Source organism: Aphanothece stagnina RSMan2012, assembly GCF_046764815.1.
Taxonomy (GTDB): Bacteria; Cyanobacteriota; Cyanobacteriia; order PCC-6307; family Cyanobiaceae; genus NIES-981.
Genome location: NZ_JBKOUC010000017.1, coordinates 53,808 through 73,073 on the forward strand (window position 1 = coordinate 53,808; position 19,266 = coordinate 73,073).

The window sequence follows — 19,266 nt, forward strand, 5'->3', positions numbered from 1 at the left end:
GCATGGCCGTGCTGAAAAGAACCCTAGGTAGCCGCCAAAAGAAAGAGCCCGCTGTTGCAGTGGCCTGTCTGGGGTCTTAGCACTCAGCCATCAACCGGCAGAGGCGGTTGAGCTGGATCACCTCTTCGACCTGGGCGGCGATGCCGCTGGAGAGGGTGGGGCTGCCCACCACGATCGTCAGGCACTGCCCCCGGCTGATCGCCACGTTCAGTCGATGGGGATCAAGCAGGAAGCCCAGCCCTCGCGGTGCCTGCTCGGCATCGGAGGAGGTGAGCGAATGGATCGCCACGGCCGCCTCCTGGCCCTGGAACTTATCCACCGTGCCGATGCGGGCCTCGGGGCCCAGGCGCCGCTTCAGGCGGGAAACCTGCACGTTGTAGGGGGCCGTGATCAGGATCTCGCGCCAATCGAGCACCCCTGGTTCGACGCCATCGCGGCCGGCGCGACGGAAGGGTTGACCCTGCAGGGCCGCCACCAGAGCAGCGACCTGCTCCACCTCCTCATCGGAACCGGTGCTGTTGCCCGTGTGAGGCACCGGCAGGAACAGCAGTCCCTGGGCCGGACCCCTCCACTCCACCCGGTTGGCTGCGTTGGCTGCAGCTGCCGTGAGCTCTCCCTCGTAGAAGAGCTCGGACACCACCTGCGCCAGTGGCGGCGCCATGCGCCAGCTGGTGGCCAGGAACACGCCCCGGTCCGGTGGGACCACGGCGTGATGCTCCATCACGTAGTCCAGGCAGGAGAGACCACTGTCCCCCGGGTGAGCAGCGCGGGTGGGCTGGCTGAGCTGCTGCTGATCCCCCACCACCAGGATGTTGCGGGCACAGGACGCCATCGCCAGCAGGTTGGCGAGGGATACCTGGCCGGCCTCGTCGATCACCAGCAGATCAAAGGGTTCCTCCTCATGCTTGGCGAACACGTAGACCGTGCCGCCCACCACCGCCATCTCCGGTCTTAGGTCCTTCTGCAGCACGCAGGAGATACCTGTGCCCTCGAAGGCCTGCTCGTCATCGGGCCGAGGGGAGCTGCCGGTGCACTTCACCACCCTGGCCTTGCTGCCGTTGTTCTCCATGGCTTTCTGGCAGCGACGGAGGAGGTGATTGATCGCCGGATGGCTGTTGGAGCTCACGGCAATCCTCTGGTCCCGGGCCGCCAGGAGTGCAATCACCTCCGCGGTGACTGTGGTTTTGCCGGTGCCGGGCGGGCCCTGCAACGCCAACGCCACACCATCGGCCGTGGCCAGGAACGCCGCCAGATCGGAGGCCGTGCTGTCTGCGGCCTGGCGGGTGCGTGCGTTGATCGGCTCCAGCTCCGGCATCGTCCGGCGCTCAAGCAGATGCAGCATCGCCGCCGACAGGTGCTCGCGATCATCCACCCAGGACCTGGCCTGACGGGCCAGATGGGGCCTGAGATGCTGGCTGATGTCGGGCGGAAACAGGACCAGATCCGTTCGCGCCGGAACGGAGATCGGCCGGCCGGCTTCGGCACGCTCGCGTTCCACTTTGCCGGTGAGCTTCAGCAGAACCGCTCCCTCCTCCTCGTCCACCTCGGCAGCCAGCGAAAGCTCCTCATCGGGCATGTAGAGCCGCAGCAGGTTGCCGGTTGTATTTCTGAGCTTGAGCGGCTGCTCGGTGTCGAAGCGGTAAGTGAGCTCCTTGTGGGTCGCGCGGGCAGTCTGTTTCTCCTCGATGGACTCAAGGGTGGCAGCGGCAATCACCTCGGCATCGGCAAAGCGTTCGTCGGGGTTCTGCTCCAGCCGATCAAAGAACGCCCACCATTCCACCTTGCGCTCGCGCAAATGGAACGGCAGCAACTGAGCCAGAAGGCGATGCAGGCGAATGCTCAGCTCCCTTGGCCCCTGCGCCGCCTCGGCCGCCTCGGTGGCGGCTGCCGCCGGATCATCCACACCTGGAGGCGGTGGCTGGGGCGTGTCCCGCCGTTCTGCTGGTAATTCCTCCAGCAGGACCTCGGAGGTGCGCATCAGGGTTTCGATCGCTTCCCGGTTGCGCTGGGCCTGCGCGCTCTCTGCAGCACCGGCCGAACCGAACTCGGCCTCTTCCTCGAGCCGGCCTGGCAGCACGAGCGGCCTCTCCGGCAATCCCAGCAGGCGCCGCTTCTCCAGCAGGAAGTCATGCAGCCGGGCGGTGGAGAGGCAATCCTCCCGGTTGTAATCCTCGATCGCCTGCAGTCGTGGACTACCGGCGGGGGCTTCTCCGGCTCTTCGTGGTTCACCTGAACGCAGCCACTCGGCGTACTGAACAACGGAATCCGCAGCCGTTTCCACCGCTCCCTCCCGGGCCGGCTGATACAGAAGCTCCACCTTCTTGATGGAGTAGCTCGGTGCGCCCAGCAGCAGGCCATGGCGCACGATCGGATAGAGGTCCACCAGTACCCCCTCGGTGAGCCACTGATCGATCAGTCGTTCGCGGGTCTGATGACGGGCGGCGAGGGTACCGAGCGCGGTTTTCTCATAACTGGCGTAGTGGTAGACGTGCAGGCCTGGATGACGCTCTCTGCGCGCGGCGATCCAGTCGATCAGGCCTTCGAAGGCTGCCTTCTCTTCCGGCAGGTCATGGGCCCACCAGGCCTTGAAGGCAATGTCAGTGCTTCCCGGTTCGCGGAAGCACACCCCGAACAGGTATTCGAGCTTGGTTCCGGTGATCGGATCGGGGTAGCCCTCCATGTCGAACCACACATCCCCCTCATCCGCCAGGGGCAGGGCGCCAAGGCCCCGCTCCTGCTGATCGGCAGGACGAACCCGGTAGGGCGGGCGGCCGTCGGGCTGGGCTGGCGCGGTCTGGATCTCGGCCTGGGTACGTAGCCGCTCGAGAATCTCCGGATCCAGACCGCTGACCGTGACGCCAGGCTCCAAAGCCGCCAGGTCATCGATTCTGTGTATGCCGGCGCCACGGAGCTTGGCGCGCTGCGTGCGGCGCATCCCGGCGACCAGGATCAGGTCCTTCTTGTCCTCCAGCCTCTGGTCGATGAACGAGGTCCACAGTCCGTGATCCCCAGGCTCGTCCTCCGGCTCTACCGAAGGATCGAAGCTGCTTCGGAAGTCGCGGTATCGCTGCCTGAGCTGCTCGTACCAGGCCCAGAAGGCGGAGGTGGCGTAGCTGCGGAACCGCTTGCCCCCCAGATACAGACGGAACTGTTCAGGGCGGTGGCCCAGCAGCGGCTCCAGCAGTTCGCAGTAGGCACAGGCCTGCACCAGATAGATCGGCTTGGGATGGCTGGAGAGCTTGCATTCGATCGGGCGGTAGCTCCAGCTCCCCAGCACTGAGGGGGTGTCCTCCACCCGCTCGAGCAGGTCTGCCCAGCCGCGGATCTCGCCATTGCGGAGCGCCGCCTGATGGATGAACTGGCGGCCTTCCCGCATGGCCGCCAGGGTGTTGGCATAGTCCTGCTCCTGGGGTGGGCCAGCGGGATCCACTGGCTGCTGCCGATGGACATCCGCCCCAGCGGCTTCCAGATCAGCCAGCAGCACCTCCTCGTGCTCATGTCCAGAAGCGAAGAGCAGCTCATCGAGGCTGGTCACATCCGGGCGATGTTCGGTGAAGAGCTTCTGGGCAGCCAGCTCCTCCCACCAGGCCCCGATCACAGGGCTGCGGCTGAAAAGGGCCAGCTGCGACGGAGTAACCAGGCGGTCAGTGGTGCTCAAGCTCATGACGTCAGAAGCAACTCATGCGGTGTCCCTCCGTGGCATCCGCAAAGGCTAGAGAGCCGTTGAAGTCTCTCCAGCAGCTCGTCGCACAGCTTGCTCTTGCCGGACTGACCATCTTCCTGAGCGTCGGAGGAGCTAGGTCTTGCACAACAGCGCTCGCATGTCGCCCTCGAGCTGCCGCTCGCACTTGAGCATGCTCTCGACAGGCGAAACGCTCTGATGCCCAGAACTGTGCGCGCAGTGCATCCTTGGCTTGCATGCCCCCGTACCCTTGGCGCAAACGACGGTAGGTGGTCTTGATGTTGCATCATTGGCGCTGCAGACATCAGCGACTGACTTGACCTGGGCGATCAACTGCTCCGCGGTCCACTGCTTCGCCCAAGCCCTTCGAGTTACAGCAGCTTTCGGATGGCCTCCTCGGGGGTGTGGGGGGATCGTTGGGTGCTGGAGTCACCGGCCCAGCGTGGCCGTATCAGGACTCTCATTCGCCCTGGACCAATTATAGGAGCCACGTCACTTCCCTTGTGTTTCCGCCAGTTTCGGCAGGAAGGCAGCGTGACCAAAGGCGAATCCGTGAGGAGGCTCAGCTCCAGAAAAACGGCTGGGGCCCTATTGGCGGGGAAACTGAAGCTTGGATAGAATCCACTCCAATGAGGCGGGATGCTTGTCACAGTCGATGACATACTCCTGTCCTGGTGACTTGGTGGCCAATACTGCAGTTCCATCACCAAGGTCGGTATAGTTCTTCCTGGTATGACGTGAAATCGTCTGGGATGATTGGCAGGAAGGAACAAGGGCTGATGGGACACACCAGTGGCTCATCTTTTCGCCATAGGAGAGGCGAAGACATGACCGAAAGATATCGAACGTGCCTGCTCCGGGGAGACCATTGACTCCATCAATATTGAGCTTGTCTGTGGCCGTGTAAATCGCGTTACTACTGTGTGGCTTGAGATAGGGGCAAGCATGTGGGTGATCACGAAGCCAGTCAGGAAGGTTTTGGAGACCAGGCCAATAGATATCCCCAACTTGCAACCATCCCCAGATGACATGACTACCTTTAGCTGGGAGTCCTGGACCGTTGAACCATCCATAAAAGACGAACAGATCTCCCTTCCCAACTCCTTGATTGAGTAGGTGGGTGAGGGCAGCATCACACTGTCCAAAGGCGGGCTTCCAGCCAGGCTTTCTTGATCGTGCCTGCTTCCGTAAATCAGGATCAAGGTGGGCTGGACCTGAAAGGACTTGAGGGAGGCCGCGGATGGAATTGTAAGTGATTCCATGCTTGAAGCCATCTTCTGGAATTGGAATACTGATCATTGAGCCGTCGCTTCCGATTGGGCTCGGACGTTTGCCATAGCTACTATCGGAGCCTTTGCGACTGAGGATGAGCTTCATCGCTTCCACTGCTTTGGTTTCCCGCTGGCAAAAGCACAGAATGCCGTTTCCAGCTGATAAGGCTTCATCCCCCGCCACTGATTAGGCAACTCATCAAGACAGATATAACGTTGCCGAGGAGGGAGCCTACGGCCCAATGCCATCTCGACACCCCGCCTGCAACCGTCATGCAGGTAAACATACTCGGGCGCCAATCCAAGTGAGCAAGCAATCCAATCGGCGATGTCGTATGTGAGAACACTGTTACGAGAATTCTCCCAAGCGGGATCAGGGCCAGCCATCAGCTCCTGCTCGACCAATTCCAAAAGATTGTCGAAGTCTGTGCAAGCACGAATATCGTCAATGCACCTGATGAGGGCCTTGGTGGCCTTTTGCGAACGAGTGGCCATGTTGTTGAGTTGCCACTTACGGTGGAAGTGAGGGTGCCTCTTACTGGCATTCTCCTTTCCAAGACAGGCAGCGTTGATAGCAGACTCAAGCGAAAGCCTCGAATACCAGTTCCGAGTCGCCTCTTCGTCGTAGTACTCAGTAGAGCCCTTATACTCTGATGGATGATTAATGGAGCAAGCCACGATTCTCAGTTCCTGTAGGGGGTGATGTTCCGTTGTGATCTCAGCAGATAAGGCCTGGATTGAGCAGACCTATGGAATCGAAGTGGTTCATGAAGCCAAGAGGAGCAGCTCTATTCGAGATGCATGGTTTAATCGATTGCCTACTGTGAAAGTCCTGGATGCAAGTACGTACTCATCATCCTTGCCATGAGGAGTAATGACATCCCCAATTCGGGGGAATCCATGGCGGCGGGTGGAGGTTAGGGTCAAGACAACAGTCCTCCTTGGCCTGCTCCATCAAGGCAGCGGCCGCCGGGAACTTTTCGCTGAGCATCGTGATCACCTGCTCCCACTGCGGCTCCACCGCCTGGGCTTCTGGCTGCACAAACACCGAGCGCAGGGCGGCAGCCACCATGTCCTGGCTGCCCTTGGGCACCTTGATCAGCAGGTTGCGGGTGAAATGGACGCAGCAGCGCTGCCAGCTGGTGCCCTGGCAGCACCGGGCGATCGCCTTCTTGAGGCCGGCGTGGGCGTCGCTGATCACCAGCTGCACGCCAGAGAGCCCTCGCTCGCGCAGGCGCCGCAGAAAAGCGGTCCAGAACGCCTCGTCCTCGCTGTCGCCGACTTCAATGCCGAGCACCTCCCGCTGTCCGGTGCCGGTGATGCCGACCGCGACGATCACAGCCCTGGAGATCACCTGCCTGCGGGCCGGATCCCGGCCGTGCAGGTAGGTGGCATCGAGGTAGATGTAGGGGTAGCGGCTGAACTCCAGCGGCCGGCCCAGGAAGGCCTGCACCTGGGTGTCCAGCCCCTGGCAGATGCGGCTGACCTCCGATTTGGAGATGCCGCTCTCGCAGCCCAGAGCCGCGACCAGCTCATCCACCTTCCGGGTGGAGACGCCGGAGACGTAGGCCTCCATCACCACGGCCCACACGGCCCGATCCACCCGGCGACGGGGTTCCAGCAACGAGGGGTAGAAGCTGCCTGTGCGGAAGCGGGGGATGCGCAGCTGGATGTCGCCGGCCGGGGTGCTCAGCAGCCGCTCCCGGATGCCGTTGCGGTGGCCCCGCCGTTGGGTGGTGCGCTCATGGCGATCGGCTCCAAGGGCAACAGCGGCCTCGGCCTCGATCAGGGCCTGTAGGCCCTGGCGCACCAGTTCGGGGATCAGGTCACCGGCGGTGCCGCTGCCAAGCAGTTGCGCCAGCTCATGGGCGGCAGAATCGGAGATGGGCCTGGTCTGGTCTCAGGAAGGTGGTAGTGCTCCGAGCAGGGTCACAGACCAGCCCACCCATTCCCCCGCAGGGTCTTTGAGGAAGAGACCGTCAGCACCTGCTACGCCGGTGCTGCTCCTCAGGATTTACACCACTCGGTGGGACGCCCCCTTATGGCTCATGCTGAGCGTGCTGGCACCAGGCTGGGATTTGGTGGCCACGGCCGCTGAACCCCAGGAACTGCTTGACCAGTTGGCATCTCCAGATGCTCCCGAGGCCGGCGTGGTGATTGCCGACCCCACGGGTCTATGCAGCCGTTGTGTGGTCAGCTGCCTTGGTGTCACGGACTGCTGCCCCCTGCTGGGACACCGTGAGCTGATTGGCAAGCTCCCTCCTGTCCTCCTGTACCTGAGGGAGGGTGATGTCCGTCTGGCCTGCCAGGTGATGGCCGCAGGAGTCCGAGGCTTCCAGCTGCACCCTCGGCGGTTGATGGGTCTGCGCGACGCGGTTCTGGCCATCGTGCAGGGCGGGATCTGGATCGATCCGGATCTCTCGGCAGACCTCACTCAGGTGCTCCAGAGGGAGGCCCTTGAACGTGAAAACAGCGGGGTGGAGCCGGATGTTCAGCTCAGCGAGCGGGAGAAGGACGTTCTCCTGGAACTGGAGCGTGGTCTGCGCATCAGTTAACTGGCTGCCAAATTGATGGTGTCTGAAAACACCGTCAAGACCCATCTGCGAAGGATCTACGAGAAGTTGGGCGTTGACAACCGTCACGACTCCGTGTCGCGGTGTCGGCCGACTGGTCAGCTTTAAGGCGAGTCCCAATTTTTCCCAGAAGTTCGCCAGGGACAGCAAGCGAATGCTTCGCTTTAGTTCATGGAATAACCGGCAGTTAAACCTGGAGATCAGCTAAACAGAAGCTCGCCAGCTTCAGGCTACCTGGATAGGAGTGTAACCAGAGTCCCAACCCATAGCGACACCTATCCCCCATTCGGGGGATTTCACGAGAAACCAGCTTGAAGGACAGTGTAGGTGCTGAGAGGCGGCCCCACACTTCACCGCAGAAGCAACCGGAATCTCCCAGCCCCAATGACGACAAGACCACACTAGTCTCCGATGATGAATTACGTCTATCTCAAGAGGTGGTCACTGCCTGGCGGCACAGCCTGGCACAAAGTCGGTATCACCAATAGCCCCCTTCGTCGTGATGCTGAGCAGAATGTCCTGCCAGTACCCGCAGAAACACTTGCCTGCGTCAGTGTTGGCGACAGGGAAAAAGCTTTCGCAGTAGAGACCGCCATTCGCCGGATGCTGATCAACCAGAACATCACAGGCGCTGATAACCGTGAGCTATTCTACTTAGCAGAAGAGCAGGTTGCAGCTGTGCTGCAACTCCTTGACGATGCAGCCAAGGGTCGTTTCACCCCACCTCCAGTGCCTAGTGTCGCAACCGCTGAGCGACGCCGTGCGACTCCAATTACAGGACTCTTCACTTTTGCCTCCTATAGGCCAAGTGAGCGCAAGCCTGAGCACGTTCAGCAATGGGATGCCATTCGGGACCGCATCTTGAAGGATGGTCCTCTCACGTTTGATCAACTGGTGAGAACCATTGAAGGGCTTGTCAGTGATGCCCAGCGGGCACGGGGCGGCGCACCTGCAATGGTGCGCTACATGATCAAGCAACTAGGGGCACTGGTGCCCACCTGATCACCCCTACATTTCAATAACCTCCAACAAGCTATGTTAATACACCTAAATCACTAGGTATGTATTGAAATCTGTGCGGCTATGGAGGGGTCGGCGTATGCAATGCCAATCATCTAACGACCCAGCCGTGCAGCTGCCCGCTCGAAGGCATCATCCACCACGTCATCGCCGCACCATTTGCTGTAGGCCGCCAAGTGTGTCTCGACACTATGGCCCATAGCCGCAGCAGCGACCTTGGGAGGGAGCTCACAGATCAGGTGGGCACGATGCGCATAGCCATGCCGTGCCGAATACAGAACGAGCTTCTCGCCGGCTGCTTCGTAGTTCTGGCGCAGCTCCTGCCAGCGGCGCCGCCGGCGCATGTAGAGACCCAGATCCTCGGCGCCATAGCCAGGCCGCATCGGCGGCAATGGCTGGCTCTTGAACGTCTCCAGCAGATTCCAGCTCTCAGCCCAGTCGTCACAGGGAAGAAGACGCAGAGGCCTGGGCTGGGTCTCGCCGCGACTGGTACTTTTCCGGTACTCGCACCACAGGCGATTGCCTCGGATCTGAAGGTGCTGGAGCTCCTCCGGCCTCAGGCCATAGGCCGCCAGCAGCTGGAAGGCGAAGCGCCAGCGTGCGTCGGGGATGGCGTCCACCAACTCCAGAATGTGCTTCACCTCCAGCGGGGTCGTGATGGTTTTCGCTGCTCGCTTGCGGCCCACGTAGGGATCAAGATCGAGCGGTGGTGCCCATTCTGGGGTCAAGGTTCCGCTATCAACCCCCCAACGCAGCAACGCTGCGGTCTGCTGCACCTGGATCTGCCGACCGCGGGCTCCGGGTTGCTTGGACCAGCGTGCCGTCACGGCTTCCAGTAGCTCCCTGGGGTTGGTTGGCGGTCGCTTCCCCTCGAAGAAAGCCAGCAGTTCAGCCATACGGCGCTGATACACGCTGTTCCAGGTCTGCGGCTTGATGGCGCCGCTGCTCAGCTTCCTCGCCTTGAACCGCTCCACCAGGGCAGGCCAGTCAATCGGCCCAGAGCCTGAGGCTCCAGCCTGCTCATCGCCCGCCAGCGCGGAGTCGATGGCTTGATCTAGGGAGGAGCCAGCGAGGTACGCATTGTGAATTGCCAAGACGGCGTCCCGAATGGCATCGGCCTGCTCATGGCTCCACTCGATAGGCAAGAGCACCTGATGCCGCCCGGTCCTCCCGTCCACCGTGAGGCGCGTGCGACCCCGGAAATCGGAGACGCGCCAGCCGCTGCTCGTGCCCCGCTGGGCAAGGGAAAGGCGCAGGCCGGAGCGCAGCACCGACGCCCACGTGCTCGAGGCCCTAGAACTGCCCATGTGAGCAAATATGTGAGCAAATCGGCCCCAAAAGCCTGGCATGGCTGGGCATCACCTGTCACGCCCTTGCAGCCCAGAAGCCTTGTACAGCAAGGGCTTTTGGCCGTGATCGCAACGTTGGTGCAGGGTCTGAGGAACCCAAAAAAGAGGGCTTTGGGAGCACTAGGTCGCAGGTTCGAATCCTGTCGCCCCGATTCAGTCGCTGCAAGGGTTCTCGAAGGTTTCGGGAGCTCTCATTTCGTCTCCAGAAGGGGCAATGTACGGAAAATGTACGAATGCCGGGCCTCGACGGCCGTTGCCCGGCCCGTTTCGGGTCGTTGTACGAGCGATGTACGAACGGCGCCTGAGGGCCAGGGAGCGAGTGCTTCATGCAGAGTCCCCACGCGTCCGTGGCGAAGACAACACGCCCCTCTCTCCGCCGAGGCAGGAGGAAGGGGCATTCGACCTTGCAGCCGATCTCAGTCCGTTTCGAGCAGGTGAGGTAAGCGTGCAGTCGCTTCGCTCATCGCCTCGTTGCATCGCTCCAGGTGATAGAGCACCAGCGGTGCCTCAGGGCCCATCGCCGGCTCCAGTGCTTCCGTGAGGAACTGCCGCAGCTGGCCGAGCAACCGCTGACGACAGGGATTCCATCCCAGCAGGGCATCGAGCTGCTCGAGCGTGCAGCAGTGAATTCCCTCCTCCAGATAGCCATGGGGATCGAAGCGTGGGGGCGCCATCCTTCAGGTCACCTCAGGATTCCCACGGCTGACGGTCCTGATGGGGTGACGGTGCATGGCGCCAGGATGCTGCGCGCTTTATACCCAGGCCAGCGGTGGCTGGGACACCGCTGGTGGTTGTGCGGCGAAGAACCTGGCCAGACTGGGTGCTTAAGACCCAGCTCATCCCGGCGTCTCCCCCTGATGCCCCGCTCCTCTGCCCTGGATGCCAAGGCCCTGCTGGCCCTCGGGCCGGAGCGCCTCACCGAGCTGCTGCTGGAGCTGGCCGCCAGTGACCCGGCGATCAAGCGGCAGCTCAAGCTGGCCGTGGCCTCCTCCTCCAGCCCCCGGGAGGCCGCCGGCCAGGTACGAAAGAGGCTGGCCACGATCGCCCGCTCCAGGCGTTTCCTCGAGCGCGAGCAGCGCCAGCTGATCCGCAAGGACCTCACGGCCCAGCTCGACGCCATCACCGGGCCGATCGCCCAGCGCGATCCCGCGGCCGCCCTGGATCTGCTGTGGCAGTTCCTGGAGCTCGGCGACAACGTGCTCGGCCGCTGTGACGACAGCAGCGGCCTGATCGGCGACATCTTCCGCGACGCCATCCGCCAGCTGGGCCCGATCGCCGCGGCCGCCCAACCCGAGCCGCTGGCCTTGGCGGAGCGGTTGTTCGAGGCCTTCTGCCACAACGGCTATGGGGTGTTCGACGACGTGATCCAGCAGCTGGCCGAGCCCCTGGGCCCGGTGGGACTGGCGGCGCTCAAACAGCGCTTCCAGCAGCTGGGTGAGGAGCCGGTGCCGGTGCCGCCCAGGGAGGAGTGGGAGCAGGTGGGCTACGGGTCCGGCGGGCCCACCTATGCCCACGAGCGAGAGGAGAGCTCACGCCAGTGGACCGTGAAGCTGGGCCTGCAGGCCGTGGCGGAAGCCAGCGGCGATGTGGATGGCTTCATCGCCCAGTACGCCCCGGAGCAGCAGCGCTTTCCCCGCATCGCCGCCGAGATCGCCCAGCGCCTGCTGGCCGCCGGCCGCGCCGAGGAGGCTCTGGCTTTCCTCACCAGGGCCACCCCCGATCGATCGCGCTGGCCCGAGATGAGCTGGGAGCACAGCCACATCGCCGCGCTGCAGGCCCTGGGCCGCAGCGAGGAGGCCCAGGCGGCACGCTGGAACTGCTTCGAGCGCTGCCTCGACGGCAGCCTGCTACGCGCCTACCTCGATCAGCTGCCGGCCTTCGAGGACGTGGAAGCCGAGCAGCGGGCCATTGCGATTGCCCTGGCGTACCCGAGCCTCACCCAGAGCCTCTGTTTCCTGCTCAGCTGGCCCTCGGCCCTGGCGCAGACCGCCGAGCTGGTGGTGAACCGGCGCGGCGAACTGGAAGGCGCCCAGTACGGGGTGATGGGGGCCGCTGCCGAGAAGCTGAGTCAGGACCACCCCCTGGCGGCCACGCTGGCCCTGCGGTCGATGGTCGACTTCACCCTCGCCGAGACCCGCTCCAGCCGCTACGGCCACGCGGCCCGCCACCTGCAGACCTGCGCGCTGCTCAGCCAACGCATCGATGCCTGGGGCGACATCCCCAGCCATGAGGCCTACATGGCAGCCATCCGCTCGGGCCATGGCCGCAAGAGCGCCTTCTGGCAGCGGATGCGGGAGCTGGGGCAGAGCTGATTCAGCCCGACGGGACCAAGGGAAGGATGCGTATGGGGTTTCGAGCCGCGCGGGCAGGGCCGCAGACCGGGGGAGAGGGAAACCCATGGACCACTCCAGATGCGTACGCCGGCACGAGCGCGATTGGGTGTTTGGGAGTGTCTTCGGGCGGTGACGTCGGGATCCTCAGGGGATGCGCAGCTCCTTGTAGTCGCCTTGAGCCATGGCGGCGACCGCAGCCTGAATGTCTCCCGTGACCTGGCGAATCCGGGGCCAGCTGGTGGTGGTCAGCACCAGGATCGCGATGCTTCGGCCATGCAGGTTCTGCTGGTAGCGGAGGTTGGTGTCGGTGGTGATAAGGAGCTCATAGCCCTCAAGCTCCGCCAGGCGGATCAGGTCCCCGTTGGTGACGGTGGACCAGCCCAGTTCGTAGGCCGTGGCCACAACGTGGCCGTTCAGTGCACGGCGCAGGGGAACCGGCGTTCCCTGGTCAAACAGGATCCGCACTCAGGCCACGGCCGCCGCCGTACTGCGGGCGGCATGCTCCAGCACCGAGCGGGCTTGCTCCTGCGTGACCCCAGGAAAAAGCTCCACAAACTCCGCCAGGGAGATGCCGTCTTCCAGGTTTTCGAACAGGGCTGCCACCGGGACCCTGGTCCCGCGGAACACCCAGGCACCACTGACCCGCTGCGGATCACGCTCCACCGCGGTGCAGCCAGCCCACCCGAGTTCGGTTTGCGTGCTCATGGCCCCTTTGTGGCCGGACCGCTTCAGGGTAGGCAGCCAGATGGTTTCCAGCTGCCTGGGCCCCTGTCGTTCATGCTGCGGCTTCGTGCTGCACCAGGAAGGCCTCGATCCAGTCGTGGTGGCGCCTCTGGCAGATGCGATCGGCGATGGAGGTGGCCTCCTCCGGCACCTGGAACCGCTTGCGGAAGGCCTTGGTGAAGCCCTCCAGCACCGGCCGGGGCAGACCGCGCAGGGTGTCGAGGATCTGGCGGATGACGGCCGGGTCGAGCGGCGTGAGGCCGGGGTCGTCGCTGGCGCTTGGGGTGGCAGGCGAGGGGCTGCGATGGATCGATCGCGACCCGTTGCTGGCACTGGCAGTCCGAGGAGCGCTGCTCTCCCCTGCCGACTGGGTGACCTCGCGTTGCTGCTTGTCGTAGAGGGCAAGGCCGAAGGGGTTCCCGAAGGTCATCAGCGCCCGCTTCATGGCATCCGTCTCGGCCTCCTTGAGGGCGGATTCATGGGCCTGGCCCAGGTCGGCATCGATGCCGTGGCCAGCACCGCAACCCTCACGGATTACCGCTGCTGCACTGGTGGGGCCGCCGACGGTGACGCGGACCCGGGCGGTGTAGGTGACGCCCCAGCCGGGCCTCTGGTCTCGCCCAATGGTGCGCTCAGCCTGGCTGACGCAGCGGACCTCGATGGTTTCCCGCTGCCAGCCATCGAACCCGAAGATCCGATTGGCTTCCGCGATCACCTGCCAACCCTCCAGATAGGAGACCTTGGAGCGACCCTGCTCGCGCTGGCGCACCTTGGCGCGATCGAGGGGGGCAGACAGGGAGGCGATCTGCTCGGTGGAGAAGGCGCACGTCATGGCTTCGATGGGGGGAGAGGGGGAACAGGGCCCGAAATCAGTGGGCGGAGGTTTGAGGCGGCAGCGGCTCGATCAGCACCCAGCAGGGCGGTTCGCTGCAGTGAATGTGATCGGGCGAGGGCCGGCGGCCCGGCTTGCGGGTGATCGGCACCACCCAGCTGGCCAGGCGGGTGGACCAGATGTGGCCCCTGGGCCGCGGGCTGGTGGGTGTGGTGGAGCTGGCGCTGCAGTAGGCGGAGAGGTCCATAGCTTCTGAGGTGGTGAGGAGTTCAACTGGAGGCGTGTCTGGGCCTGCCGCTGCAGCAGGCCCATGAGGAGGGGGCGCTGCCCCCGTCAGTGGATACGCCAGGAGCGGCGGGAGACGAGCAGGGCGCCAGGGATGAGGTGGCCGGCTTTGAGGGCTTCCTTGATGGCGGTCTTGTCCGGCTGGCTGGTGGTCTTGACGGCGAGCCACTCAGCCGGGAGGGCGTCCTCGTCGTCGATCTCGACGGCCTGGGACTTGCGGCTGGTGAGCTCGTGGTTGGGGAAGGAGAAGCGGGTGGCGCTGGGCTGCAGGCGGGTGAGCACCAGTACCAGCGATTCCTCCAGGGCATCGGCCCGGCCGGCATCGGAGCGCGACAGCTCGGTGAGCCGCTTGGCCTGCTGCTGGCGGTAGGCGGCCTGCCCGCGCAGGTGCTCGATCACCCAGCAGGTTGCATCGGCCTTGGCCGCCAGGGCCTGCTTGTTGCCCTCCTCGGCCAGTAGGGCGGCCTCCTGGCGAGAGGAGGTCAACGCCCCGGCACCGGCCAGGCCCAGGCCGGCTGCCGTCGCCGTCAGCAACGTGCGTCTGGCGATCATCGGGCCGGCCTGAGCACCAAGGGCATCAACGCGTACACCGGCAGCATGGCGAGATAGACGGGACCCGACACCGGGTCCAGGCTGGCGATCCAGTGGGCGGGCGACTGGCCCTCCACCAGGGCGGCCAGGGTCAATTCGGCAGCCAGCAGCAGGGCCAGGGCCAGGCCCCCCACCAGCAGGCAGGCCGTGGCGTTGGGCAACGGCCAGCGGCGAAGCACGTGGCGGGCCGCCAGCACGATCACCACGGCCATCAGCGGCATCTCCGACAGTTCCGCCAGGCGCGCGCCGAGGCGGGGCACCAGCACCAGCACCAGCACGGCCCCCAGCAGAAAGCCGGCACCGAAGACCAGGCTGAAGTAGGTGAAGCCGGCTCGGAGCAGAGGCACGGCGCTCAATCGCGGGGAGGATCCTGTGGCATGGCGGTGCCCTTCACCACGATGCCGTCCACGCTGGGGATGTCCACCGTGAGGCGGCTGGGACGGCCGATGCCATTGACCGGCGGAGCAGGGATGCGGCCTGGCCTCCCTCGAGCAGGGGAGCCGCCGAGGCCGCGGCGGCGGCTCCCGTGGCGGCATCCTCCACTCTGCCGCAAGACCATCTGCAGGGTGATGAGGCCTTCCCGCTTCATGCTGACCGGTACTGATCTGCTCGCCAAAGTCAAGGAGCTGGACGATGCCTCCAAGTCCGATCTGGTGCCCAGCTGCGGCTACGTGAGCTCCAAGAAAGACGGTGCGGAACGGCTGAACTTCACCGCCTTCGATGAGGCGCTGCTGGAAGCCAAGGGCATGAACCTCGGCGGTGGCGGTGGCCGCGGCGGCAGGGGCCGATCGGGGCGGCAGCTCAGCTATGCCACCAAGGTGCAGTTCAACGGCAACCTCATGGTGGGTAAGGCCTGCACCACCCAGCTGGGCTTGGGGTGCCCGGCGATGAGTTCGAGATCAAGCTGGGCCGCAAACAGATCAAGCTCATCCCCCCGGGGGCTGCAGAAGAGAAGTGAGCGACGGGTTCCTGCGCATGAGGGGCCTGCGGTGCATGGCCCACTGAGCCCCGCTGAACGAGACAATCGACACCGGTCGCTGCGTTTCTCTGCCTACGCGAACCACTCCTCTGCAAATACGCCCCTTTGAGGCGGCCGATTGGCCTGGGGTGTGGGCGCTGCTGGAGCCGGTGTTCCGCGCTGGAGAAACTTTCCCCCACGACCCGGCGATCAGCGAAGCCGAGGCCAAGGTGGCCTGGGTGGAACAGAGCCAGGCGGTGATGGTGGCCGTGGATCCCACCGGCGCGCTGCTGGGCACCTACTACCTGAGGCCCAACTCCCTGGCCCTCGGTGCCCATGTCGCCAACGCGGGCTACGTGGTGGCCCAGCACTGCCGCCGCCAGGGAATCGGCAGCAGGCTCTGCCAGCACTCGCTGCAGGCGGCGCGACGGCTGGGGTTCCGGGCGATGCAGTTCAACCTGGTGGTGAGCACCAACACGGCCGGCATCCGCTGCTGGCAGCGCAACGGCTTTCAGGTGGTGGGACCCCTGCCGGGTGCGTTCCGCCACAGGCAGTTGGGTTACGTCGATGCCTTGGTGATGGTCCAGGGGCTGGTGGAGGGGCCTGAGTGATCAAGGTGGTGCCGCTGCGGCTGCAGCCAGGCGATGACCTACGCCTGGCACTGGAGGCCTGGATGGGCGAGCAGCAGGAGCAGGCCGGATGTGTGATCAGCGCCGTGGGCAGCCTGTCGGTGGCCCAGCTGCGCCTGGCGGGGGCACCCGAAGCCACGACGATCCAGGGCGAGCTGGAGATCCTCAGCCTCTCGGGCACCCTCTCGCCCGATGGAGCCCACCTGCACATCGCCATTGCCGACAGCCAGGGTGAGGTGATCGGCGGGCACCTCTGCCCGGGCTCGCTGGTGCGCACCACTGCGGAGCTGATGATCGGCCTGCTGCCGGAGTGGCGCTTCCGCCGGGAGCTGGATCCAGCCACCGGCTACGCCGAGCTGCGGATCAGTCCTCGGGATCTGGGGTGAGAGGCGGCAGGCGCCGCTCCACCTGCAGGAACACCAACCAGGCCACCCCGGCGCTGATGCCGCCGGTCCACTCGTTGCGCAGCAACTCCACGATCGACACCGTGCTGGCGCCGATGCGCAGGCCGCGCAGCAGGAAACGGCCCAGCTTCTCCAGCGACTCCCGGTTCACCGTCATCGGCTGGGACCTGTGCAGGGGAACTTCAGGTTGGCGGAAGGGCTGCAGGTGGGATCTGGAAGTGCTTGCGGGGCTGCACTTCAAAATGCAGGCGCTCGCGGCCGATGGCGCGGATGGGGGCATGCGTTTGAGTCGCCCGGGCGGCATCCTCGTGTCAGCAGAGCTCTGGCCATGGCCGCCAAGCGCACCCTCAACGCCAGGAACCTGGAGGCACTGGGCGCCGCGACGCTGGCGGAGCTCCTGATCGAGGTGAGCGCCGGCCATGCTGTGATCCAGCGACGGCTGAGGCTGGCCCTGGCCGCAGCCGCCGGAGCCGAGGGGGCGGCCCAGGAGGTGCGCAAGCGACTGGCGGCCATCAGCCGTTCCACCACCTTCCTCGATTCCACCAGGCGCAAGGCGCTGCTGGCGGATCTGGAGGCCCAGCAGCAGGCGATCAGCGGGCCGATCGCCACGGCCGATCCAGCCCTGGCGGTGGAGCTGCAGCTGCGCCTGCTGGAGCTGAGCGAGGGGGTGCTGGACCGCTCTTCTGATTCCACCGGTGCGGTGATCGGCCTGTTCCAGCGGGGGGTGGACGCGCTGGCGACCCTCGCCGCCGCAGCTGGCAGCGACCCTCAGGCCCTGGTGGAGCAGGCGGCCGAGCTGTTGCAGGAAAACGGCTACGGCCAGTTCGAGGGGCTGATCCCGGCCCTGGCACCGGTGCTGGAAGCAGCGGGGCTGCTGCGACTGGAGGAGGCCCTGCTGGAGCGCGGTGGCGTCGATCGCTTCACGATGGAGCAACTGGCGCTGGGCCGGGGCGATCTGGAGGGCTACCTGGAGCTGTTCGAGCCCTCCCAGCTCACCTGGCCCGACACCGCCGCCGAGGTGGCCGGCCATCTGCTCCAGGCCGGCCGGGCCGGGCAGGCCCTGGCCGTGCTGGACCATGCCGCCAAGGCGACGCAGATCATGGAGGCCGAGGCGTGGCACGCCACGCGCATTGCCGCACTCGAGGCCCTCGGTCGCGGCGACGAGGCCCAGCAGCACCGCTGGCTGGTCTTCTGCAAAACGCTCTCGATTCCGCTGCTGCGCGACTACCTCAAACGGCTCGATGACTTCGCCGATGTGGAGGCGGAGGAGCGAGCGATGGCCGTGGCGGAAGCGCACCCGCTGCCGCTGGCGGCGCTGCAGTTCCTGGTCTTCTGGCCCGCCTTGCCGCGCGCGGCTCGCTATGTGATCGAGCACGGGGAGGCCTGGGACGGCGACGCCTACGAGATCCATGAACCGGCCGCCGAGCGCCTCAGCGCCGACCATCCGCTGGCCGCCAGCCTGCTGCTGCGGGCCATGGTCGTGTTCGCGCTGTCGATGGGCCGCTCCAAGCGCTACCGCTACGCCGTCGAGCACCTGCGCCAGTGCGAGCGGCTCGACGCCTGCATCGACGACTGGCAGGGGGTGGAGCCCCACAGCAGCTTTGCGGGACGGCTCCGGGAGGCCTTCGGCCAGAAGTGGAGCTTCTGGCAACTGGTGGAGCGCTGAGACATCCCGGCCAAGCAGAGACACTCGTTATTCCTAGTACTTCACGGATACATGGATTTCAAGTGGCTTGGGAATACTCGGAATCCAAGTGCCGGTATGTCGTCCGCCCCACCGCCACTGCCACTGCCAACGCTGCAGCCGAGGAGGAGGTCATCCGCGCCCCCTCCCAGCAGGGTCAGCTGCCGACTGGGTTACGCCGTCAGCGCGGTCTCAGTCAGTCGGCCCTGGCGCAGAAGGCCGGTGGCCTCAGCCAGGCGCGCCTCTCGGCCCTGGAGCTCAATCCAGGCCGTTTCACCCTGGAGCGGATGGGGGAGTGGCGCGTGCCGGGACGGGGCCCGCAGGAGTTCCACTACGACCCTGCCTGGCTGAGCGCGCCACAGTTCCGGCCCCTCTCGCTCTCGCTGCCGGTTGGCCTGGGCACGTCTGCGCTGCGAGGGGAAGTGGTGGAGCGATGGTTCGCCAACCTTCTCCCCGACAACGAGGTCATCCTGAGAAGGCTGCAGCGGCGTTTCTCCCTGCGGGGCACCAGTGCCTTTGAGCTGCTGGAGGCAGTGGGGCGCGACTGCGCCGGGGCCGTCCAGTTGCTTCCCCCGAGGAGGGGCCCTCCGGCCTGGATCGCCTTGAAGCCACGCCGCTCTCGGTGCGGCTCGATCAAGTCAAACATCCGCATTCCGGAGGTTTCCGCGAGGGCGTCCAGGTAGGTCTGACACCGGTCGCTCTCGCGATACTTCGTCCACTGTTTGCCGTTGGCTTTGCATATCGCTGCAGGGCCACATGCAGTGGATGACCACCATGCTGCTGGCCAATGGCTATGCCCCCGACACCGTGCTCGTGGGGCCTGACGTGACCCCCATTGCTGGTCCAGTTCTTCTGAGAGCTGGTGGGTCGTCAGGCCGCTCTCCACTGCTGGAGGACCTCCAGGGGCGTACGCCCCTGGAGCGCCGAATGCG

General features: G+C 65.0%; 22 protein-coding genes and 1 pseudogene. 9 read left to right on the forward strand and 14 right to left on the reverse strand.

Annotated features, from left to right (window positions below):
• Positions 1–76: 76 nt before the first annotated feature.
• The 4 genes and pseudogenes from ACLNEE_RS12075 to ACLNEE_RS12090 form a co-directional block, all read right to left on the reverse strand.
• On the reverse strand, positions 77–3,658 hold the full coding sequence (locus tag ACLNEE_RS12075) for a TM0106 family RecB-like putative nuclease (RefSeq protein ID WP_411422869.1): 3,582 nt from the start codon (positions 3,656–3,658) through the stop codon (positions 77–79).
• Between the two features lie 612 nt (positions 3,659–4,270).
• Positions 4,271–5,059, reverse strand: coding sequence for an Nmad3 family putative nucleotide modification protein (locus ACLNEE_RS12080; protein WP_411422870.1), 789 nt, complete (start codon positions 5,057–5,059; stop codon positions 4,271–4,273).
• On the reverse strand, positions 5,056–5,631 hold the full coding sequence (locus ACLNEE_RS12085) for a hypothetical protein (RefSeq protein ID WP_412007175.1): 576 nt from the start codon (positions 5,629–5,631) through the stop codon (positions 5,056–5,058). The genes ACLNEE_RS12080 and ACLNEE_RS12085 overlap by 4 nt, the downstream gene beginning before the upstream one ends.
• Positions 5,632–5,887: 256 nt before the next feature.
• Positions 5,888–6,838: pseudogene (locus ACLNEE_RS12090) on the reverse strand (IS256 family transposase); the annotation flags it as partial.
• Between the two features lie 196 nt (positions 6,839–7,034).
• Between ACLNEE_RS12090 and ACLNEE_RS12095 the strand changes: the two are divergent.
• The 3 genes from ACLNEE_RS12095 to ACLNEE_RS12105 all read left to right on the forward strand — a co-directional run bounded on the left by ACLNEE_RS12095 (position 7,035) and on the right by ACLNEE_RS12105 (position 8,528).
• Positions 7,035–7,508 carry a hypothetical protein gene (locus ACLNEE_RS12095; RefSeq protein WP_412007176.1) on the forward strand — a complete coding sequence of 158 codons (474 nt, stop codon included), beginning with the start codon at positions 7,035–7,037 and terminating at the stop codon, positions 7,506–7,508.
• A gap of 15 nt (positions 7,509–7,523) precedes the next feature.
• The gene (locus tag ACLNEE_RS12100; protein WP_411422873.1) at positions 7,524–7,634 is read left to right on the forward strand and encodes a helix-turn-helix transcriptional regulator; all 111 of its coding nucleotides are present in this window, start codon (positions 7,524–7,526) and stop codon (positions 7,632–7,634) included.
• A 303-nt stretch (positions 7,635–7,937) separates the two neighbouring features.
• Entirely contained in the window at positions 7,938–8,528 is a 591-nt protein-coding gene (locus tag ACLNEE_RS12105) for a GIY-YIG nuclease family protein (protein ID WP_411422874.1), read from the forward strand.
• Between the two features lie 113 nt (positions 8,529–8,641).
• Here the strand turns inward: ACLNEE_RS12105 and ACLNEE_RS12110 are convergent, their stop codons facing one another.
• Complete coding sequence (locus ACLNEE_RS12110) at positions 8,642–9,817, reverse strand: site-specific integrase (RefSeq protein WP_412007177.1); 1,176 nt, start codon at positions 9,815–9,817, stop codon at positions 8,642–8,644.
• A gap of 494 nt (positions 9,818–10,311) precedes the next feature.
• A complete protein-coding gene (locus ACLNEE_RS12115) occupies positions 10,312–10,569 on the reverse strand; it encodes a DUF6932 family protein (RefSeq protein WP_411422876.1) in 258 nt (85 codons plus the stop codon).
• Between the two features lie 183 nt (positions 10,570–10,752).
• On the opposite strand from ACLNEE_RS12115, the gene ACLNEE_RS12120 reads away from it, so the two are divergent.
• Complete coding sequence (locus ACLNEE_RS12120) at positions 10,753–12,207, forward strand: DUF6880 family protein (protein WP_411422877.1); 1,455 nt, start codon at positions 10,753–10,755, stop codon at positions 12,205–12,207.
• A gap of 165 nt (positions 12,208–12,372) precedes the next feature.
• On the opposite strand, the gene ACLNEE_RS12125 is transcribed toward ACLNEE_RS12120, so the two are convergent.
• From ACLNEE_RS12125 to ACLNEE_RS12155, 7 genes are all read right to left on the reverse strand, one after another.
• Positions 12,373–12,693 carry a hypothetical protein gene (locus ACLNEE_RS12125; RefSeq protein WP_411422878.1) on the reverse strand — a complete coding sequence of 107 codons (321 nt, stop codon included), beginning with the start codon at positions 12,691–12,693 and terminating at the stop codon, positions 12,373–12,375.
• Positions 12,694–12,933, reverse strand: coding sequence for a DUF433 domain-containing protein (locus ACLNEE_RS12130; protein WP_411422879.1), 240 nt, complete (start codon positions 12,931–12,933; stop codon positions 12,694–12,696).
• 70 nt (positions 12,934–13,003) lie between these two features.
• The gene (locus ACLNEE_RS12135) at positions 13,004–13,783 is read right to left on the reverse strand and encodes an RAD52 family DNA repair protein (protein WP_411422880.1); all 780 of its coding nucleotides are present in this window, start codon (positions 13,781–13,783) and stop codon (positions 13,004–13,006) included.
• A gap of 37 nt (positions 13,784–13,820) precedes the next feature.
• Complete coding sequence (locus tag ACLNEE_RS12140) at positions 13,821–14,030, reverse strand: hypothetical protein (RefSeq protein WP_411422881.1); 210 nt, start codon at positions 14,028–14,030, stop codon at positions 13,821–13,823.
• A gap of 86 nt (positions 14,031–14,116) precedes the next feature.
• Entirely contained in the window at positions 14,117–14,620 is a 504-nt protein-coding gene (locus tag ACLNEE_RS12145; protein WP_411422882.1) for a siphovirus Gp157 family protein, read from the reverse strand.
• Positions 14,617–15,006 (reverse strand): hypothetical protein, encoded by a 390-nt coding sequence (locus ACLNEE_RS12150; RefSeq protein WP_411422883.1) that lies wholly within the window; start codon positions 15,004–15,006, stop codon positions 14,617–14,619. The genes ACLNEE_RS12145 and ACLNEE_RS12150 overlap by 4 nt, the downstream gene beginning before the upstream one ends.
• 5 nt (positions 15,007–15,011) lie before the next feature.
• Positions 15,012–15,248: a hypothetical protein gene (locus ACLNEE_RS12155; RefSeq protein ID WP_411422884.1), complete on the reverse strand. Its 237-nt coding sequence runs from the start codon at positions 15,246–15,248 to the stop codon at positions 15,012–15,014.
• Here ACLNEE_RS12155 and ACLNEE_RS12160 point away from each other — a divergent pair.
• From ACLNEE_RS12160 to ACLNEE_RS12170, 3 genes are read left to right on the forward strand one after another with little or no spacing between them, the layout of a single operon-like run.
• On the forward strand, positions 15,247–15,747 hold the full coding sequence (locus ACLNEE_RS12160) for an AbrB-like transcriptional regulator (RefSeq protein ID WP_411422885.1): 501 nt from the start codon (positions 15,247–15,249) through the stop codon (positions 15,745–15,747). The two genes, ACLNEE_RS12155 and ACLNEE_RS12160, sit on opposite strands and share 2 nt — an antisense overlap.
• Positions 15,748–15,766: 19 nt before the next feature.
• Positions 15,767–16,228: a GNAT family N-acetyltransferase gene (locus tag ACLNEE_RS12165; protein ID WP_411422886.1), complete on the forward strand. Its 462-nt coding sequence runs from the start codon at positions 15,767–15,769 to the stop codon at positions 16,226–16,228.
• The gene (locus ACLNEE_RS12170) at positions 16,225–16,632 is read left to right on the forward strand and encodes a PPC domain-containing DNA-binding protein (protein ID WP_411422887.1); all 408 of its coding nucleotides are present in this window, start codon (positions 16,225–16,227) and stop codon (positions 16,630–16,632) included. Before ACLNEE_RS12165 ends, ACLNEE_RS12170 begins: the two co-directional genes overlap by 4 nt.
• Here the strand turns inward: ACLNEE_RS12170 and ACLNEE_RS12175 are convergent.
• Positions 16,610–16,807, reverse strand: a complete 198-nt coding sequence (locus ACLNEE_RS12175) for a hypothetical protein (RefSeq protein WP_412007178.1) — start codon at positions 16,805–16,807, stop codon at positions 16,610–16,612. The two genes, ACLNEE_RS12170 and ACLNEE_RS12175, sit on opposite strands and share 23 nt — an antisense overlap.
• Positions 16,808–16,978: 171 nt before the next feature.
• On the opposite strand from ACLNEE_RS12175, the gene ACLNEE_RS12180 reads away from it, so the two are divergent.
• Both ACLNEE_RS12180 and ACLNEE_RS12185 read left to right on the forward strand, forming a co-directional pair.
• Positions 16,979–18,316 (forward strand): DUF6880 family protein, encoded by a 1,338-nt coding sequence (locus tag ACLNEE_RS12180; RefSeq protein WP_412007179.1) that lies wholly within the window; start codon positions 16,979–16,981, stop codon positions 18,314–18,316.
• Positions 18,317–18,378: 62 nt separating this feature from the next.
• The gene (locus ACLNEE_RS12185) at positions 18,379–19,017 is read left to right on the forward strand and encodes a HipA N-terminal domain-containing protein (protein ID WP_411422890.1); all 639 of its coding nucleotides are present in this window, start codon (positions 18,379–18,381) and stop codon (positions 19,015–19,017) included.
• Positions 19,018–19,266 lie beyond the last annotated feature (249 nt).

Excerpts from the sequence above, each read along its gene's own strand:
- ACLNEE_RS12080 (WP_411422870.1), bottom strand. The coding sequence starts at position 5,059 with ATGAAGCTCATCCTCAGTCGCAAAGGCTCCGATAGTAGCTATGGCAAA.
- ACLNEE_RS12100 (WP_411422873.1), top strand. The coding sequence starts at position 7,524 with ATGGTGTCTGAAAACACCGTCAAGACCCATCTGCGAAGGATCTACGAG.
- ACLNEE_RS12105 (WP_411422874.1), top strand. The coding sequence starts at position 7,938 with ATGATGAATTACGTCTATCTCAAGAGGTGGTCACTGCCTGGCGGCACA.
- ACLNEE_RS12115 (WP_411422876.1), bottom strand. The coding sequence starts at position 10,569 with ATGGCGCCCCCACGCTTCGATCCCCATGGCTATCTGGAGGAGGGAATT.
- ACLNEE_RS12120 (WP_411422877.1), top strand. The coding sequence starts at position 10,753 with ATGCCCCGCTCCTCTGCCCTGGATGCCAAGGCCCTGCTGGCCCTCGGG.
- ACLNEE_RS12130 (WP_411422879.1), bottom strand. The coding sequence starts at position 12,933 with ATGAGCACGCAAACCGAACTCGGGTGGGCTGGCTGCACCGCGGTGGAG.
- ACLNEE_RS12135 (WP_411422880.1), bottom strand. The coding sequence starts at position 13,783 with ATGACGTGCGCCTTCTCCACCGAGCAGATCGCCTCCCTGTCTGCCCCC.
- ACLNEE_RS12140 (WP_411422881.1), bottom strand. The coding sequence starts at position 14,030 with ATGGACCTCTCCGCCTACTGCAGCGCCAGCTCCACCACACCCACCAGC.
- ACLNEE_RS12145 (WP_411422882.1), bottom strand. The coding sequence starts at position 14,620 with ATGATCGCCAGACGCACGTTGCTGACGGCGACGGCAGCCGGCCTGGGC.
- ACLNEE_RS12160 (WP_411422885.1), top strand. The coding sequence starts at position 15,247 with ATGCTGACCGGTACTGATCTGCTCGCCAAAGTCAAGGAGCTGGACGAT.
- ACLNEE_RS12155 (WP_411422884.1), bottom strand. The coding sequence starts at position 15,248 with ATGAAGCGGGAAGGCCTCATCACCCTGCAGATGGTCTTGCGGCAGAGT.
- ACLNEE_RS12175 (WP_412007178.1), bottom strand. The coding sequence starts at position 16,807 with ATGACGGTGAACCGGGAGTCGCTGGAGAAGCTGGGCCGTTTCCTGCTG.
- ACLNEE_RS12180 (WP_412007179.1), top strand. The coding sequence starts at position 16,979 with ATGGCCGCCAAGCGCACCCTCAACGCCAGGAACCTGGAGGCACTGGGC.